Below are 16,180 nucleotides of genomic sequence, written 5' to 3'. Positions count from 1 at the left end.
CCAAATCGGGCGGAATGTCATTGCCCCCGATCAACGCAATCATGCCGGCCGGGTTCCGCTATGCCGTGTTGCCCGCATCGACGGTGAACACGGTCCCGGTGACGTTGCGGCCGCCATCCCCCAGCAGATATTCCACCATGCGCGCGACGTCGTCCGTCTCCGGCAGGCGGCGCAGCGCGCTGCGTCCGGCGATGCGCTTGCGCCCCTCGTCGGACAGATTGTGGGTGAGCTCGGTGTCGATGAAGCCCGGTGCGATCGCATTCACGGTGATGCCGACCTTGCCGACCTCGCGCGCCAGCGAGCGGGTGAAGCCGGTGGCAGCCGCCTTGGTCGCGCCATAGACGGACAGGCCATTATAGCCGGTCGTCGCGATGATCGAGGAGATGTTGATGATGCGGCCGGCGCCGTCCGCCATCATCTGCCGCGCCACGTATTTGGTGAGGATGATCGGCGACAGCACGTTGAGCTGCACCAGCGCCTCGATCTCGGAATTGTGCATGGTGGCGAGCAGACCTTCGGTCCCGAGGCCGGCATTGTTGACGAGGCCGTAGACCGGGCCGAACTCGTCGCGCACGAGCTTTGCAAAAGCCGGGATGGCGTCGATCACGGCAAGGTCGCAGGCTCGGAAATGCAGCCGGCCCTCGGATTCGGCGATTGCGCCCTCGAGCTCCTCGCTCGCGCGCCGCGCCACTGCGATCACGTTGTAGCCGGCACCGACCAGGCGTCTGCCGATCGCCAGACCAATGCCGCGGCTGCCGCCGGTGACGAGAACGTTATGCATCGGTGCGCGCCAGCTTGCCGGCCGGGGTGACATCGAGCGTCTCGACGAAGCGGATCACCGCCGGCACCTTATGCGAGGCCAGCTGCGCACGGCACTGAGCCAGGATCTGGTCGCGGATCTCCTTCGCGCGCGCCTGATCGGTGCCGTCGGCCAGGACCACGTCGGCGACGACGATGCCGCCGGTGATCGGACTCTTGCGCGATTTGGCCCGCGACATCCGCACGTCGGGATGACGGTTAATCACCGCCTCGATCTCCTCGGGGTGGACCTTCAGCCCACCGATATTGATGATGCCGCCGCGGCGGCCGACGAAATAATAGCGGTCGCCTCGCAGCTCGACGATGTCGCCGCTATCGACGAAGCCGTCGTCATCGGTGAGCGCCGTGGCGCTGCGGCCGACATAGGCATGCGCGGTGCGCGTCGAACGGATTCGGAGCGAGGCGTCGACCACCTTCATCTCGACGCCGTTGCGATTGCCGAGGTAGTCGGCCGGAAAGCCTTCCAGCCCGTCATTCACCGCGAAGCCGACGCCGGCCTCGGTCGAGGCATAGGCGTGACCGACGGAGGAATTGGGGAATGCCGCCTTCAATCCGTCGAGCACCGCCTGGTCTGCGATTTCACCGGAAAGGCGGACGTAAGCCGGGGCGAATTGCGTAGCCGAACCGCTCATCAGGAGCTTGCGCCAGTGCGACGGCGTGCCGGAGATGTGCGAGACACCACGCGCCTTCAGCCGCGCGACGTGATCGCCGAGCGCTTCATGCGGATCCGACAACACCATCGAGCCGCCGGAGAGGACGGCGCGAAGGAAGATCTGCAGGCCGCCATAACGGCGGATGTCGTAGAACGTCGCCCACACCGGCGCAGGTCCGCGCGCGGGGCCTTCGGCCACGATGGCGCCGGTCAGCGCTTCCAGCGTGTGACCGACGATCTTGGGCACGCCGGACGTGCCCGAGGTCAGCATCAGCCATTCCGTGGCGCGCTCGGTCTTGGCCGGCGCGGTCGCTTCAAGCGGCAATTGCGCGGTCACGACGAGCGATACGCCGGAATCGGCCCAGCGACCGGATTCGTCGGTGACGACGGCATCGATCCCGGCATCCGCGATCAGCGCGTCGAGATGTGCCGGGTTGAGATCGGGCGGGCACAACAGCATGCGGCTCGCGACGCCGTCGAGCTCGATCATGGCAAGGCCCGACCGGAGCTGGTCGGCCAGTTTGAGCAGCACGGAGCGGCCCGACAATTCGCGCAGCCGGCCGCCCAGGACCGTCTGCGACAGGATGTCGGTCAGCGAGACGCTGGTCCGCGGATCGGACAGCGTGCGGCCTTTCAACTCCGCGCCAAGATGGTCGCGGAGTGCAAAGATCTCACGCGGGGACATTTTCGTAGGCCCGCACGAAATCGCCCACGGTGGCAGGGAACGCTGCGTCCTCGGAAATGGTGAAGGGATCGACGCCGGTGTCATCCTCGAGACGCGCCACCAGGATGGCGAAGGCGAGCGAGTCGAAGCCCGTCTCGTGCAGCGACAGATCGTCCGACAGCTCCGGAAGCGTGACGTTTTGCTCCTTGGCGATCTGCCGGATCGCCTCGATGACCTTTGACCTTACCGACATGGCTGGCTCGCTTTGTTATCGTTGGTGTTGCGGCGGCTCTTGCTGGCCGCCTCCCCATGGCGGCCTGTTTACCGGAGAGAAGTAAATGGCTTCTTGGACAATTCAGATAAAATTGGACCTATCTGCCGATTTTGGCGGGAGTTATAGCCTGATCGAGCCGCCCAGGATTGCCGCATAGGCCTCGGCATCGAGCGGGACATAGGCTCCGAATTTCGAGTCCGCCATGAACAGCGGGTCGGGGATCGCGGCGGGATCGAAGCCTTCCCGCGACAGATCGCCCTTCTTCTGCTTGAACGTCTCGGTCGCATCGATCTCGCGGGAGATGCGGACGAAGACCGGGCGCGCATAGGCCGGCAGGCGTTGCGCGAGATGTGCGGGCAGTGCCGCAATGTCAAACCCTTCGTTCACCACGATCGCGCTCATGCCGGCGCGGCCATCGGCGCCGGGGATGCTGACGCCGTAGGTGGTGGCGTCGACCACGCCGGTGAAATCGCGCATCACCTCGTTCACCTCGGAGGTCGCGACGTTCTCGCCCTTCCAGCGGAACGTATCGCCGATCCGATCGACGAAATGGAAGAACCCCTTGTCGTCGATCCGCATCAGATCGCCGGTGCGAAACCAGGCATCGCCCCTGGCAAACACATCGCGCAGGATCTTCTTCTCGGTTTCGCCGGCGTCGGTGTAGCCCTCGAAGCGACCTCCGCCCTCGTCGGCGGTACCGATGCGGCCGATCGCTTCGCCGGCCTCGCCGCGGGCGCAGGCGATGCAAAAGCCCTCCTCGCTGCGCAGCGGCGCGCCGCTGTCGGGATCGAGCCTGACGAGATTGGCAGGGAAGCGATGCGCCAGCAGCGGCGGGATGCGGCCAATCGCGCCCGGCTGCCCCTCGACGTTGAACAGCGAGAAATTGCCTTCCGTCGCCGCATAGAATTCGAGGATACGGGGAATGGCGAAACGCGCCTGAAAGTCTTCCCAGATGTCGCCGCGCAGGCCGTTGCCGCAAACGAGGCGGAGACGATGGCGGTTCTCGTATTCCGAGGGCGGAGCCCTGAGCAGGTACCGGCAGAGCTCGCCGATATATTGAAACAACGTGCAGTCGTGACGGACGATGTCGGACCAGAAATGCGAGGCCGAGAATTTCTCGGCGATCACCACCGAGCCGCCGGCGGCGAGCATGCTGCACGGCGCGACGATGCCGCCGACCGAGTGGAACAGCGGCAGGCAATCATAGAGCCGGTCTTGCGGGCTCGCGCCGGTGAGACCGGCGAACCAAAAACCCCAATTGAGAATACGGCGATGGCTGATGCTGGCGGCCTTCGGCAGGCCTGTCGTGCCCGAGGTGTAGATCAGCAGCGCGCGGTCGTCGATGGTGACCTCGCCGTGCTCCTCCGGCGACAGCGGCGCGTCGTCCAGCGCCGCAAGCGCGACATCGATGGTGCGGTCGCCGCGGGCATCGCCATGCGTCCACACCTTGGCCTGAATTTTCAGATGCGGCGCGGCTCCCTCCAACATCTGCGTCAGCTGATGAGCCACGATGATGTGGGAGGGCTTGGCGACGTCGATGCAATGCGCGAGCGAGGGTCCGACCAGCTTGGTGTTGAGAAGCGCGACCACGCCGCCGACCCGGCTGATGCCGAGCCACGCTGCGAGATAATCGATGCCGTTCGGCATGATCAAGGCGACGATATCGCCCTTGGCCACGCCGACCGAGCGCGCCCAGCGCGCGTAACGATTGATGCGTTTCGACAGGCCCGCATAGTCGAGGCTGGTTTCATCCGTGAGCAGCGCGACGCGATCGGGCTGGCGCTGCGCCCAATCGTCGATGACGTCGGCGAACAGGCGTCCCGGCAGCGTCTCGATCCGAGCGGTGAGCTCGATCGCCTTGAGCCAGATCTTTGAGGCCGAAGGGGTGCGCCGGGCTTTCGGTTGCTCGATGACAGCGCTCGTCATTGCCGTTCATTCTTTCGGAAGGTGTCTGCTGGCTCCCCAAGCTTAGCCCCCGCGCCCTGCCCAGGTGTTAAAGGACAAGGTAAAACCCGGTTAGTGCGAGATTAACGCTAGCCATCCTTTACCAGGCCGACGATTTCGGCAGCCGTCAGCGCAGGCCGATCGCCGGCGCAAGATGGGCGGAGCTGTCCGGACAGAAAGGATTAGCTGCCTGCGAGCACGCAATCCCACCCCCAGGGATGCGGCTGGCGCTCACGTCATCTTCGCAAGCGGCTTGCGTTTGGCTTGATGGCGGACGTAGTGGCCGCTAGCCGCTGCGCTTGTGACGCGAGCGCTGCGAAGGTGCATTGAACTGATAATACGGATTGAGATCGCAGGTCGCGGAGCGGCCTGAGGCTGTGGCGCGGCACTGCGGCATCGAGGTGAAAGAGCAATCATACCAATTCAGGCCGCCGCGACCGGCATAGACGTGCATGCAGACGGGATAGCGCGGATCGTAGGTCTGCGCATGCGAGGAGGTTACCGCGAGCAATGCCGCGATGGCCATGATGGGATACAACCAGAGACGCATGAAGGGTGCTCCTGCACGGCACATCGACGATCGCTAATGCGGCTTCTTGTAGCGCCGGCGCGGCGGCTCCTCGGGCGCGTAATAGGGATTGACATCACAGCTCGCCGCACGCCCCGACGCCGTGGCCCGGCATTGCGGCATCGAGGTGAAAGAGCAGTCGAAATAATCACCGCCACTGCCGCCGCCGATACCGCCGTCGGTGTAAACATGCATGCACACGGGATAGCGCGGGTCGTATCTCTGGGCATCGGCCGGTGCCGCGACGAACAACGTGGCAATCGCGGTGAGCGTCAAAATCGACAGGCGCATGGACTTAATCCCGAATCGACGGCGTCGGCCGGTCTGATGCCGACGACCTGCTATGGCATAACACGAGGCCGGCGGCGACTGTTCCTAGCGACCGATGACGGCAAGGTGAGCGCTGCGGGCTGCGGCGCTAAAGCATGATCCGGAAAAGTGCGCAGCGGTTTTCCGAAAAGATCATGCTTAAACAACAACCTAAAGCGCGATGACGATTCATCCGAATCGCATCGCGCTTTAGGCGCCGAGCCCCTGCAACACCAGCCTGTTCAGCCTCGCGGCAAACGCCGCCGGGTCCTCCGGCAATTCGCCGTCCAGGATCTGCGCCTGTTCGAGCAGGAGCAGGCTGAGATCGTCGACCGTTTTCGAGCCGTCTTGCGCCTTGGTGATCGCCGTCACCAGCGGATGCCGCAGGTTGATCTCGAGGATGGGCTTGGTGCGCAGGCCGCGGTTCTGCTGCGACAGGATGCGCTCGAGCTCGCGGCTCGGCCCCTGGCTGTCGGCGACGAGGCAGGAGGCCGAGCTGGTGAGGCGCGTCGAGGCCTTGACGTCGCTGACGCGCTCGCCGAGCGCGGCCTTGATCACGGCGACGGTGGCGGCCTCATCCGCGGCCGGCTCCTCCTTCTTCGCCTCGTCCGCCTCGTCAATGCGCGGGATCAGGTCGAGATTGAGATCGCCCTGGCTCAGCGACTTCAGCGGCTTGCCCTCGAACTCCGACGGCATCGAGGTCCAGAAGGCGTCGACGGGGTCGGACAGCAGCAGCACCTCGATGCCGCGCGCGGTTGCCGCCTCGAGCCGCGGATTGGACTTCAGCCGCTCGATGCTGTCGCCGACGAGATAATAGATCTCGGTCTGGTTCGGCTTGAAATCGGCGATGACCTGCTTCAGCGAGCGCTTCTCGCCCGACGTCGTGGTGAAGCGCGACAATGCCAGCAGCTTTTCGCGCCGCTCGAAATCCTCGTAGATGCCTTCCTTGAGCACCGCCCCGAACGCATCCCATATCTTGACAAAATTCTCCGGGTCCTTGTCGGCGAGGCCTTCAAGCTCCGACACGACCCGGGTCGCCACCGCCTTGCGGATCTGCGTCAGCTGCGGATTGTTCTGCAGCATCTCGCGGGAGATGTTGAGCGGGAGATCCTCGCTGTCGACGACGCCGCGGATGAAGCGCAGATACCCCGGTAACAGATCGGCATCATCGGTGATGAAGACCCGGCGGACGTAAAGCTTCACCCGACCCTTGCGGTTCGGCTCGAACAGGTCGAACGGCTTGGTCGAGGGCGCGAACAGCAGCACGGCGTAGGAATAGCGCCCCTCGGCGCGGTAATGCAGCGTCATCGCGGGATCGTCGAAGGCGGACGCGATCTGCTGATAAGCCTTCTTGTAGTCCTCGGGCGTCAGCTCGGATTTCGAACGCTGCCACAGCGCGCTCGCCGAATTGATCTGGCGCGGCTCGCCTTCTTCCGGCACGAGCTCGATGGGAAACAGGATGTTGTCGGAATAGGCATGGACGATGCGCTCGATCTCGAAAGCCTCGAGATATTTCCTGGCATCGTCCTTCAGGTGCAGGACGATCTCGGTGCCGCGGCTCACACGCGCCGCCTCCTCGCCGCTGGCGCGGGCGATCTCGAAGCCGGAGCCGCCGGAGGACGTCCAGGTCCAGACGTCGCTCTCGCCGGCGCGGCGGCTGATCACGACGATCTTCTCTGCGACCATGAAGGCGGAATAGAAGCCGACGCCGAACTGACCGATCAGGCCGAGGCCGTCCTTGGCCTCCTTCAGCTTCGACACGAACGCCTTGGTGCCGGAGCGGGCGATGGTGCCGAGATGATCGATCAGCTCCTGCCGCTCCATGCCGATGCCGTTGTCGGCGATCGTAAGCGTCTTGGCCGTCTTGTTCGGGGTGATGCGGATCTTGAGCGCGTCGCCCTCGCCCAGCAGCGCCGGGCTGGCGATCGCCTCGTAACGCAGCTTGTCGCAGGCGTCGGAGGCGTTGGAGACGAGCTCGCGCAGGAAGATGTCGGTCTCGGAATAGACGGAGTGCACCATGAGGTGCAGAAGCTCGGAAACCTCGGCCTGGAAGGGCTGCGTATGCACAGCCGTGTCTGACGTCGTCATGCGTTTACCCGGTCAAAACGAAAGGGAAGAAACCCGGGATATAACGCGAGGCGACAGGGGATCAAGTGGACGTGAAAAATCGCCCTCCCGGCGGGAGGACGATCTGTTCGCTCGCTCGGCGGATCAGGTCACGCAACGACCGGGCTGGAGCAGCTTTGCGACCTCGGTCAGCGAGCTCACCATCGGCTCGCAGGCGATCGTCGGCTTGGTGCGCACCTTCTTCTGGTTCTGGAGCAGTGCTGGCGGCTTGGCGTTGCCGGTCTCGATCGCCGCCGGGACCCGCAGCAGCACCGACGTGGCGGCGAGGTCGTTCAGCCGCATCGAGACGGTGCGGGTGGAAACCGCGGCCGGCTTGAGTTCGGCAAGGCGATCGGCTTTGCCGGCGCGATTGACATTGTGACTTGGGGCGTGACCCGGGGCGAAGCTCGCGCTGTGGCTGGGCACATCGGCGACCGCCTGCCAGCGGTCGGCCAGATCGTGGCCGGAGGCCAATTGCACCGCGCCGAGCGTTGCGACAATCGCGATTGCGCTCAAAAATACCTTATGAATCTGTGACATGGCTGTCGGTCCCTCGCCCCATGGCGATCGCGGGAACAACGCGAGGGGAGGACCGGGGGTTCTTGGCCGCCACGATCACTTAACCGTGTCCGACAAACTCAGCAGCGTGCAAAATATTTCGCAAAATATTTCGGAAGGCGTGGAACGACTCGCCTGGACAGGAGTCGTCTCTGCAGCCGGCTATTCCCCCCTGCCCCATAAGCCGGCGACGTAGGGCGCGACTGTGGTGATGCCGGTCGCGCCTTACTTTTGTCTGCGGCCCACTTCGGTTCGAGTTATTGGGGCTTGCCCGCGAGCCAGTCCCGCCCCTCGCCGTAGAGCTTCTCGACCTCGGGCCCGGTCAGGCCTGGCATGTCACGCTTGACCTTGTAGCCGATCAGCTCCTGCATGTAGGCGAGGTGGCGATAGCCTTCGGGCAGCGCGGCGAGCGCGGTCTGGTCGAGGCGGAGGGATGCTGCGGGATCGACCGGGTCGATCCGGTCCTTCTCGTAGATCGGCTGGCGCCGGACGATGCCCCATTTTCCAATTCCTGTTTGGTCTTGCCGCCTTTCCAGGAAATCGTAGAAACGTCCGGTGCAGACGACGTCGCAGAGCACGTCGTGCACGGGGGCGCGCTGCGAGATCGTCATCTTGGTCTGGGCGATCGCCCGCGCGCCTGCGAGGTCGATGCTGGTGCCGCCGAGGAAATGCAGGATGCGCACGCCTTTGGCAAACCCCTCCTGGCTGACGCGCATGAACTCCCGCGCCGGCCCCTGAAACCAGGTGGCGGACATCCAGCCCTCCTCGTGCCAGACCGTGGCGAACCGCTCCCAATCGCCGGCATCGCGCCACACCGCCCAGTTCTCGACGAGGTCGCGGATGGCGAGACGATCGAGCAGTTGCTGGTCCATGGTCCGTATCTCCCGGCGGCTTGAGGCTGCGATGGACGTCATCGGCCCAACCTATCAATGGAGCAAGTGGGTTGCCGTCAAGCAGGTGATGCTACACGGCCTTGCGAATTGCCCACAGCCAAGCAAACGCGACACGCGCAACGGTTCTTGAAATCAACCAGACCGCGATTAATAATCGCAGCGATGCAGATGAAATTCTCCTTGCTGGCCGCGCTTCTCGGATTGCTCGCGACGCTCCCCGCATATGCGCAGACTGTGGCGTCAGACACCCAAGAAAGCTCTATCAACGCCTGGAAGAGGCAAGTTTCCAATCGGTTGGTCAGCAAGAGTATCTATCCGCGCAATTCGCCTACCGAAGGCGGTACGGCGAAAGTCCTGTTTGTTCTCGATCGGACGGGCAATTTGATCTCGAGCGCGCTGGCCGAAAGCACGGGCTCCGGCGAACTCGACGCCGCGGCCTTGGCTATGGTGGAAGCGGCTGCGCCATTTCCAGAGCCGCCCGCCGAGATTGACGAGGATGGTCTTCGCCTCACGGCGCCCATCGTCTTCAGGGCGAAAACGACGCTACCGTGGACGGGCAGCCTACCGCCAGCAGAGTCGGCTGCAGAACAAGCCAAGGTCGATGCCAAGATGCGCAGCATCTGCCGGCGCTGCTGAAAAGGGTATGCAAAGAAACGGCGCGCCCTGCGACGCGCCGTCCTCTGGTTCGATACAGGTCTTCTTACGCCGCCGGCGCCCTCGGCGCGCGGTTGCGCGAGTTGCGCTGGAAGAACAGGGCCTGGCTCGCCACCGCCGACACCATCGCGGGCTGGAACGGTTTTGAGATCAGGAACGCCGGCTCGGGACGCTCGCCGGTGAGGAATCGCTCCGGATAGGCGGTGATGAACACCACCGGCACCTCGAAGGTGCGCAGCAGCTCGTTGACGGCGTCGAGGCCCGAGGAGCCGTCGGCGAGCTGGATGTCGGCGAGGATGAGGCCGGGCCGCTTGTTCTTGGCCAGCGCCACCGCATCGGCATGGGTGCGCGCGACACCGACGACGTTGTGGCCGAGATTCTTCACCAGGCTCTCGAGGTCCATGGCGATGAAGGTCTCGTCCTCGATGATCAGCACGTCGGTCGCGATCTCGGCCGCCATCTCGCGTCCGGCGGTATCCGCCAGCCGCCGCGTCTCCGCGACGTCGGTGCCGAGGATGAAGGCGACTTCCTCCTCCGAGAATCCCTCCAGCGAGAGCAGCAGGAAGGCCTGCCGCGGCAGCGGCGTGATGTTCGACAGCCGCCGCTCCGGCGGCATCGGCAGGGTCGTCACCTCCGAATCGTCGTTGACGGAGACCGAATTCCAGATCTGGGTGAACAGCCGGAAGAGCCCGACGCGGGGTCCATGGCTCTCGTCGAGCACCGACGGATCTCCGAGCATGGCTTCCAGCATGGCTGCGACATAGGCGTCGCCGGATGCCTGGCTACCCGTCAGGGCGCGCGCGTACCGGCGCAACAACGGCAAGTGTTCGGCAACGAGCTGTGAACGGGACATCCCCACTCCATTCATCTTCGGGCCAAACCTGGCAACGCGGGGGGCCCGGGTTCCCCTGTTGGCTGTTTACGCCTCACGCCAAGAAAAGTTCCGCCAGAGGGGGAACTTTTTCTCGAACCTGGAATTGTGCCTATTCAGGGAACGGCTCCCGGTTGAGAAAACTTCTCGATTTTACAGTAACTTAACTCGGGGAAACGTGGAACAGGTCATGAAAGATCTCAAGTCTCAAGCAACCAGAAGCACGACCCCCGGAAAGGGAGGGCTCACTCCGGAGATTCAATCCCGGATCGGGCATCAGCTCCGCGCCATGTATGACGACGTGGTGCGGCAGGGGGTTCCGGATCGGTTCGCAGAACTGATCAAGAAGCTTGATGCCCAGGGAGCCACACCCCAAGTGGAAAATGACGGGGGATCTAACGACAACAACAATGGGAGGGATTAATGCCTCTCACGGACTCCCTGCGTAACGACATCCTGGCGGCCGTACCTAGTCTGCGCGCGTTTGCCATCTCGCTCAGCGGCAATGCCGACCGCGCCGACGATCTGGTGCAGGAGACGCTGCTCCGCGCTCTCGCCAACATCGACTCGTTCCAGCCCGGCTCCAACCTGCCGGCGTGGCTGTTCACGATCCTGCGCAACCTGTTCCGCTCGGACTATCGCAAGCGGCGGCGCGAGGTCGAGGATGCCGAGGGCAACTACGCCAAGACGCTGAAGACACAGCCGTCGCAGAACGCGCATCTCGAATTCGAGGAATTCCGTACGGCGCTCGACAAGCTCCCGCAAGACCAACGTGAAGCGTTGATCCTGGTCGGCGCCTCCGGCTTCTCCTACGAGGACGCGGCTTCGATCTGCGGCTGCGCAGTCGGCACGATCAAGAGCCGCGTCAACCGCGCGCGCTCGAAGCTCGCCGCCCTGCTCTATGTCGACGGCGCCGAGGACTTCGGGCCGGACGAGACCGTGCGGGCCGTGATCGGCGGCAGCGGCGGCTGACCGCCGGCGTCGTCAAGTTCGAGACACCAGGAAGGCGGCCGCTTCCGCGGCCGCCTTTTCATGCGTGCGAGAACCGCGCCGCCCGCGCCGATCACTCCTCCACGAAGGTCACGGTCTCGGCCACGCTTGCACGCGAGGTGCGGTAGCTGTTGACCTTGTGGGCGTGGTCGGCATAGCCGAACGAAATGCCGCAGACGACGCGGCGATCGTCGGGCAGGTTGAAGTGGCGGCGGATCAATCCGGAGTGCCGCGCAAGCGCGGCTTGCGGAATGGTGCCGAGCCCGAGCGCCTGCGCGGCCAGCATGAAATTAGAGACATAGGCGCCGCAATCGATCGCACCGTAAATGCCGAGCGGCTCGTTGGTGTGGATGATCGCAACATGCGGCGCGCCGAAGAAATTGTAATTCTCCAGCGCCTGCTTGGCGTAAGCGCTTCTGTCGCCCCGGGCGATGCCGAGCGTGTTGTAGAGCTGAAAACCGCTTTCGCGGCGGCGCTCGAGGTAGACGCCGACATATTCGCGCGGGGGCGTGAAGTCGTAATCGTCGCCGAGACCCTTTGAAGCTTCCGCGTAGATCGCCTGGCGAAAACGCTCCTTGGCTTCGCCGCTGGCGATGACGACCTGCCAGGGCTGGCTGTTGCACCAGGACGCGGTACGCTGCGCGGTCGTCAGCACATGCTCGATGGTCGCCCGATCGACGTCCTTCGGAAGAAACGCGCGGACGGAGTATCGCTCGTTGAGCAGCTCTTCGAGCACGCCGATGCGGTCTTGGGTCTGGCTCACTTTTGCATCCATGAATTGGCTCGCGCTCTCGTAGGGTGGGCAAAGACGCGCAAGCGTCGTGCCCACCGACAGACTTGCCCCGAAGCATCTGCATATGGTGGGCATGCTTCGCTTTGCCCACCCTACGAGATACCGCGAGACGTGAGGTCACCGCCCCTTGGTCGGGATCTTATTGTACGGCACGTCCTTGTCGACGCGGATGTCGCCGGGCAGGCCCAGCACGCGCTCGGCGATGATGTTGCGCAGGATCTCGTCGGTGCCGCCGGCGATGCGCATCGAGGGCGAGGACAGCAGCATCTGCTGGAACTGGCCCTGCACGGTTTCCTCGTCGCTGCCGGTGAGAACGCCGGCCGCACCCTGCAGGTCCATGGCGTAGGTCGCGATGTCCTGCAGCATCATGCCCGAGACCAGCTTGCCGATCGAGTTCTCCGGCCCCGGCCGCTCGCCCTTCGACAGCGCCGAGATCGTGCGGTAGCTGGTATATTTCAGCCCGTTCGACTTCGCCGCCCAGCTCGCCAGCTTCGAGCGCACGGCGGGATCGTCGATGGCCAGGCCATCCTCGAGCATGAGGTTGGAGCAGAATTCGAACATCTCAGGCACGCCGGTCGCCAGCCGCGCGCCGATCGACATGCGCTCGTTCATCAGCGTCGTCAGCGACACGCTCCAGCCGTCGCCGACCGCCCCGAGCCGCTGGCTGTCCGGGATCACCACATCGGTGAAATAGACCTCATTGAACTCCTGCATGCCGTTGGCCTGCTTGATCGGGCGAACCTCGACGCCGGGGCTCTTCATGTCCAGGAAGAACATGGTGAGCCCCTTGTGCTTGGGCACATTGGGATCAGTCCGCGCGATCAAAAGGCCATAGTCGGAATAATGCGCGCCCGAGGTCCAGATCTTCTGGCCGTTGACGACCCAATCGTCGCCCTTCTTCTCGGCACGCGTCCGCAAACCGGCCACGTCCGAACCGGCGGACGGTTCGGAGAACAGCTGGCACCAGATCTCCTCGCCCGAGGCGAGCTTCGGCAAGTACCGGCGCTTGGCGTCCTCGCTGCCGAACGCCATCACGGTCGGGCCGCACATGCCCTCGCCGATCTGGAACGGCTGCGTCAGCTTGCCGTAGACGCCTTCCTCCTGCTGCCAGATCACCTTCTCGATCGGTGTCGCGCCGCGGCCGCCATACTCCTTGGGCCAGTGCAGGCAGGCCCAGCCCGCATCGGCCTTTTTCTTCTGCCAGGCCTTGCCGACCTCGACGATATCGCGGCCGGCAAGACGAATGCGGCCGAGCGAGGATTTTGACAGCTCGGCATGCAGCTCCTTCGGCGCATTGGCGTCAATCCATTTGCGCGCGGTCTCGCGGAATGCGGCTTCCTGCGGGGTGTCGTCGAAATTCATGGCGGACCTCTCAATCCTTGCGCGGGTGCGTAGGGTGGGCAAAGCGAAGCGTGCCCACCACCTTTCGTTCTCGACAGAGTTGGTGGGCACGGCGCGTACCGCGCCTTTGCCCACCCTACGATTCTAGCCTCTTCCCTTCGTCGGGATCTTGTTGAACGGCACGTCCTTGTCGACACGGATATCGCCGGGCAGGCCCAGCACCCGCTCGGCGATGATGTTGCGCATGATCTCGTCGGTGCCGCCTTCGACGCGCGTTCCGGGCGCGCGCAGCAGCATGGCCTGGAAACGACCGGCCAGCTCGGCATCCTCGCCGCTGGCCAGGCCCGCGGCCCCTTGCAGATCGAGTGCGTAGGTCGCGACGTCCTGGATCATCGAGCCCGCCACCAGCTTGCCGATGGAGTTTTCAGGCCCCGGCCGCTCGCCTTTCGACAGCGCCGAGATCGCGCGCATGCTGGTGTATTTCAGCCCGCTCGCCTTCACCGCCCAGTTCGCCAGCTTCGAGCGCACCGCGCGGTCCTCGATCGCAGGGCCGTCGTCGAGCAACAGGCTGGAGCAGTACTCGAACAATTCAGGGAAGCCGGTCGAGACCGCCGCACCGATCGCGCTGCGCTCGTTCATCAGCGTGGTCAGCGAGACGTTCCAGCCGTCGCCGACCTCGCCGAGGCGCTGGTGGTCGGGAATGCGGACATTGGTGAAATAGACCTCGTTGAAGTCGGACGCCCCGCTCGCCTGCTTGATCGGCCGCACCTCGACGCCGGGGCTCTTCATGTCCAGGAAGAACATGGTGAGACCCTTGTGCTTGGGCACGGTCGGATCGCTGCGCGTGAGCAAGATGCCATAGTCGGAATAATGCGCGCCCGAGGTCCAGATCTTCTGTCCGTTGATGATCCAGTCGTCACCGTCCTTCTCCGCGCGCGTACGCAAGCCCGCCACGTCGGAGCCGCCGGCCGGCTCGGAGAACAGCTGGCACCAGACCTTCTCGCCGGAGGCGAGCGGCGGCAGATAGGTGCGCTTGTGCTCCTCGCGCGCGAACGCCATCATGGTCGGCCCGCACATGCCGTGGCCGATGATGAACATGCGGGACAATTGGCCGAACGGCCCCTCTTCCTGCTGCCAGATCACGCGCTCGATCGGCGACGACCCACGGCCGCCATATTCCTTCGGCCAGTGCAGGCAGGCCCAGCCGGCATCGGCCTTCTTCTTCTGCCAGGCCTTTGCGACGTCCAGGATGTTGGCATTCTTGAGCACGGTGCGGCCGAGCGAGGATTTGCGCAGCTCCTCCTCGTATTGCTTGGGCGCATTCGCCGCGATCCAGGCGCGCGCGGTGGCGCGAAATTCGGCTTCCTGCGGGGTGTCGTCGAAGTTCATGGCTTTCTCTCTGTCATTCCGGGGCGCGCGCAGCGCGAACCCGGAATCTCGACGCTATTCACTCATCTCCGGATTCCGGGTTCGGCGCTATCGCGCCGCCCCCGGAATGACGACAACATCAGGCCGCGTTCTTCTTGCGCATGCGGTCGATCAACTGGTCCTCCCAATAGCTGAGGCTGCCGAGCCCGAGCGCCATCGCATTGGCGCGGCGGTAGTACATGTGGCAGTCGAACTCCCAGGTGAAACCCATGCCGCCGTGGACCTGGATGTTGTTCTTGGCGCAGTGCTGGAAGGCCTGCGTCGCGCTGATGCGCGCGGCGGCCGCGGCCTCCGGCAGCTCGGCGGCGTTGGTCGAGAGCGCCCAGGCGCCATAATAGCTGTTGGAGCGCGCCAGCGTCGCCGAGACGTACATGTCGGCGAGCATGTGCTTGACCGCCTGGAACGAGCCGATCTGGCGGCCGAAGGCGATGCGGTCGAGCGCGTAGTCGCGGCCCATCTCCAGCGCCCGGTCGGCGCCGCCGACCTGTTCGAACGCGCAGAGCACCGCGGCGCGGTCGAGCACCTCTGTGAGGATGCTCCAGCCTTCGCCGGCGGCGCCGAGTGGCTCCGCCTTGGCGTCCTTGAAGGTGATCTCGGCCTGCCCGCGGGTCGGATCGAGATTGGTGAGGCTTTTCACCTCGACGCCGCCAGCCTTCAGATCGACCAGGAACAGCGAAATGTCGCTGTCGCGCCCGCTCGATCCGGTGCGCGCGGCAACCACCGCAAAGTCTGCAATGGCACCGTCGGGGACGGGCTTCTTGACGCCGTTGAGCAGGCCGTTCGCAGCCGTCAGCTTGACATTCTTCGGCGACGGATTGCCCTTGCCCTCGAACAGCGCCAGCGTGCCGATCGCTTCGCCCGAGGCGATCGCAGGCAGCCATTTCTTCTTCTGCGCCTCGCTGCCGGCGATCAGCAGCGCTTCGGCGGCAAGATAGACCGTCGAGGAGAACGGCACCGGCGCATTGGCCCGGCCCATCTCCTCCGCGATCACGCAGAGCTCGAGATGGCCGGCCCCTGCGCCGCCGAACTCTTCCGGAATCGCGACGCCGAGAAAGCCCATCTCGGCGAGGCCCTTCCACAGCTCCTTGTCGTAAGGCGCCTTGCCGTCGAGCACCACGCGCACGGCCTTGGGCGAGCACTTTTCAGCGAGGAATTTGCGCGCCTGGTCGCGGAGCTGCTTCTGGTCGTCGGAGAAATCGAAGTTCATGGCGGGCTACCTCTTATTGTCTGTCACTTCTATTGAGACCGTCATTCCGGGGCGCCGCGTAGCGGCGAGCCCGGAATCCATTTCTCCAGGCGTATGCGGCCCGATGGAT

The 16,180-nt window shown here is 64.5% G+C and carries 17 protein-coding genes; 3 read left to right on the top strand and 14 right to left on the bottom strand.

The window, feature by feature from the left end; genetic code table 11:
• Positions 1-58: 58 nt before the first annotated feature.
• The 9 genes from D6B98_RS24300 to D6B98_RS24260 all read right to left on the bottom strand — a co-directional run bounded on the left by D6B98_RS24300 (position 59) and on the right by D6B98_RS24260 (position 8,766).
• Positions 59-781 carry an SDR family NAD(P)-dependent oxidoreductase gene (locus tag D6B98_RS24300; RefSeq protein WP_126259422.1) on the bottom strand — a complete coding sequence of 241 codons (723 nt, stop codon included), beginning with the start codon at positions 779-781 and terminating at the stop codon, positions 59-61.
• Positions 774-2,156: a class I adenylate-forming enzyme family protein gene (locus tag D6B98_RS24295; protein ID WP_164718824.1), complete on the bottom strand. Its 1,383-nt coding sequence runs from the start codon at positions 2,154-2,156 to the stop codon at positions 774-776. The genes D6B98_RS24300 and D6B98_RS24295 overlap by 8 nt, the downstream gene beginning before the upstream one ends.
• A complete protein-coding gene (locus D6B98_RS24290) occupies positions 2,143-2,388 on the bottom strand; it encodes an acyl carrier protein (protein ID WP_028134192.1) in 246 nt (81 codons plus the stop codon). The genes D6B98_RS24295 and D6B98_RS24290 overlap by 14 nt, the downstream gene beginning before the upstream one ends.
• Positions 2,389-2,529: 141 nt before the next feature.
• Positions 2,530-4,335 carry a long-chain-acyl-CoA synthetase gene (locus D6B98_RS24285; protein WP_126259420.1) on the bottom strand — a complete coding sequence of 602 codons (1,806 nt, stop codon included), beginning with the start codon at positions 4,333-4,335 and terminating at the stop codon, positions 2,530-2,532.
• Between the two features lie 304 nt (positions 4,336-4,639).
• On the bottom strand, positions 4,640-4,903 hold the full coding sequence (locus tag D6B98_RS24280; protein ID WP_126259419.1) for a DUF3551 domain-containing protein: 264 nt from the start codon (positions 4,901-4,903) through the stop codon (positions 4,640-4,642).
• A 33-nt stretch (positions 4,904-4,936) separates the two neighbouring features.
• On the bottom strand, positions 4,937-5,212 hold the full coding sequence (locus D6B98_RS24275) for a DUF3551 domain-containing protein (RefSeq protein ID WP_126259418.1): 276 nt from the start codon (positions 5,210-5,212) through the stop codon (positions 4,937-4,939).
• Positions 5,213-5,440: 228 nt separating this feature from the next.
• Positions 5,441-7,318, bottom strand: a complete 1,878-nt coding sequence (gene htpG / locus D6B98_RS24270) for a molecular chaperone HtpG (protein WP_126259417.1) — start codon at positions 7,316-7,318, stop codon at positions 5,441-5,443.
• 123 nt (positions 7,319-7,441) lie between these two features.
• Positions 7,442-7,876 (bottom strand): hypothetical protein, encoded by a 435-nt coding sequence (locus tag D6B98_RS24265; protein ID WP_126259416.1) that lies wholly within the window; start codon positions 7,874-7,876, stop codon positions 7,442-7,444.
• Between the two features lie 275 nt (positions 7,877-8,151).
• Positions 8,152-8,766 carry a nuclear transport factor 2 family protein gene (locus tag D6B98_RS24260; protein ID WP_164718823.1) on the bottom strand — a complete coding sequence of 205 codons (615 nt, stop codon included), beginning with the start codon at positions 8,764-8,766 and terminating at the stop codon, positions 8,152-8,154.
• A 183-nt stretch (positions 8,767-8,949) separates the two neighbouring features.
• On the opposite strand from D6B98_RS24260, the gene D6B98_RS24255 reads away from it, so the two are divergent.
• On the top strand, positions 8,950-9,423 hold the full coding sequence (locus tag D6B98_RS24255) for a TonB family protein (RefSeq protein ID WP_164718822.1): 474 nt from the start codon (positions 8,950-8,952) through the stop codon (positions 9,421-9,423).
• A gap of 64 nt (positions 9,424-9,487) precedes the next feature.
• On the opposite strand, the gene D6B98_RS24250 is transcribed toward D6B98_RS24255, so the two are convergent.
• A complete protein-coding gene (locus D6B98_RS24250) occupies positions 9,488-10,294 on the bottom strand; it encodes a response regulator (RefSeq protein ID WP_164718821.1) in 807 nt (268 codons plus the stop codon).
• Positions 10,295-10,502: 208 nt separating this feature from the next.
• On the opposite strand from D6B98_RS24250, the gene D6B98_RS24245 reads away from it, so the two are divergent.
• Positions 10,503-10,736 (top strand): NepR family anti-sigma factor, encoded by a 234-nt coding sequence (locus D6B98_RS24245; RefSeq protein WP_164718820.1) that lies wholly within the window; start codon positions 10,503-10,505, stop codon positions 10,734-10,736.
• Positions 10,736-11,284, top strand: a complete 549-nt coding sequence (locus D6B98_RS24240) for a sigma-70 family RNA polymerase sigma factor (RefSeq protein ID WP_018316216.1) — start codon at positions 10,736-10,738, stop codon at positions 11,282-11,284. The genes D6B98_RS24245 and D6B98_RS24240 overlap by 1 nt, the downstream gene beginning before the upstream one ends.
• Before the next feature lie 91 nt (positions 11,285-11,375).
• Here D6B98_RS24240 and D6B98_RS24235 read toward each other — a convergent pair whose 3' ends face one another.
• From D6B98_RS24235 to D6B98_RS24220, 4 genes are all read right to left on the bottom strand, one after another.
• Positions 11,376-12,077 carry a nitroreductase gene (locus D6B98_RS24235; protein WP_126259412.1) on the bottom strand — a complete coding sequence of 234 codons (702 nt, stop codon included), beginning with the start codon at positions 12,075-12,077 and terminating at the stop codon, positions 11,376-11,378.
• 135 nt (positions 12,078-12,212) lie between these two features.
• The gene (locus D6B98_RS24230) at positions 12,213-13,457 is read right to left on the bottom strand and encodes an acyl-CoA dehydrogenase (RefSeq protein ID WP_126259411.1); all 1,245 of its coding nucleotides are present in this window, start codon (positions 13,455-13,457) and stop codon (positions 12,213-12,215) included.
• A gap of 123 nt (positions 13,458-13,580) precedes the next feature.
• Positions 13,581-14,825 (bottom strand): acyl-CoA dehydrogenase, encoded by a 1,245-nt coding sequence (locus D6B98_RS24225; RefSeq protein ID WP_126259410.1) that lies wholly within the window; start codon positions 14,823-14,825, stop codon positions 13,581-13,583.
• 118 nt (positions 14,826-14,943) lie between these two features.
• The gene (locus D6B98_RS24220) at positions 14,944-16,071 is read right to left on the bottom strand and encodes an acyl-CoA dehydrogenase family protein (RefSeq protein ID WP_126259409.1); all 1,128 of its coding nucleotides are present in this window, start codon (positions 16,069-16,071) and stop codon (positions 14,944-14,946) included.
• Positions 16,072-16,180: the final 109 nt, after the last annotated feature.

Origin of the sequence: Bradyrhizobium sp. LVM 105, from assembly GCF_003957705.1 — a bacterium.
Taxonomy (GTDB): Bacteria; Pseudomonadota; Alphaproteobacteria; order Rhizobiales; family Xanthobacteraceae; genus Bradyrhizobium; species Bradyrhizobium frederickii.
This window is presented reverse-complemented; position numbering and strand designations above follow the sequence as displayed.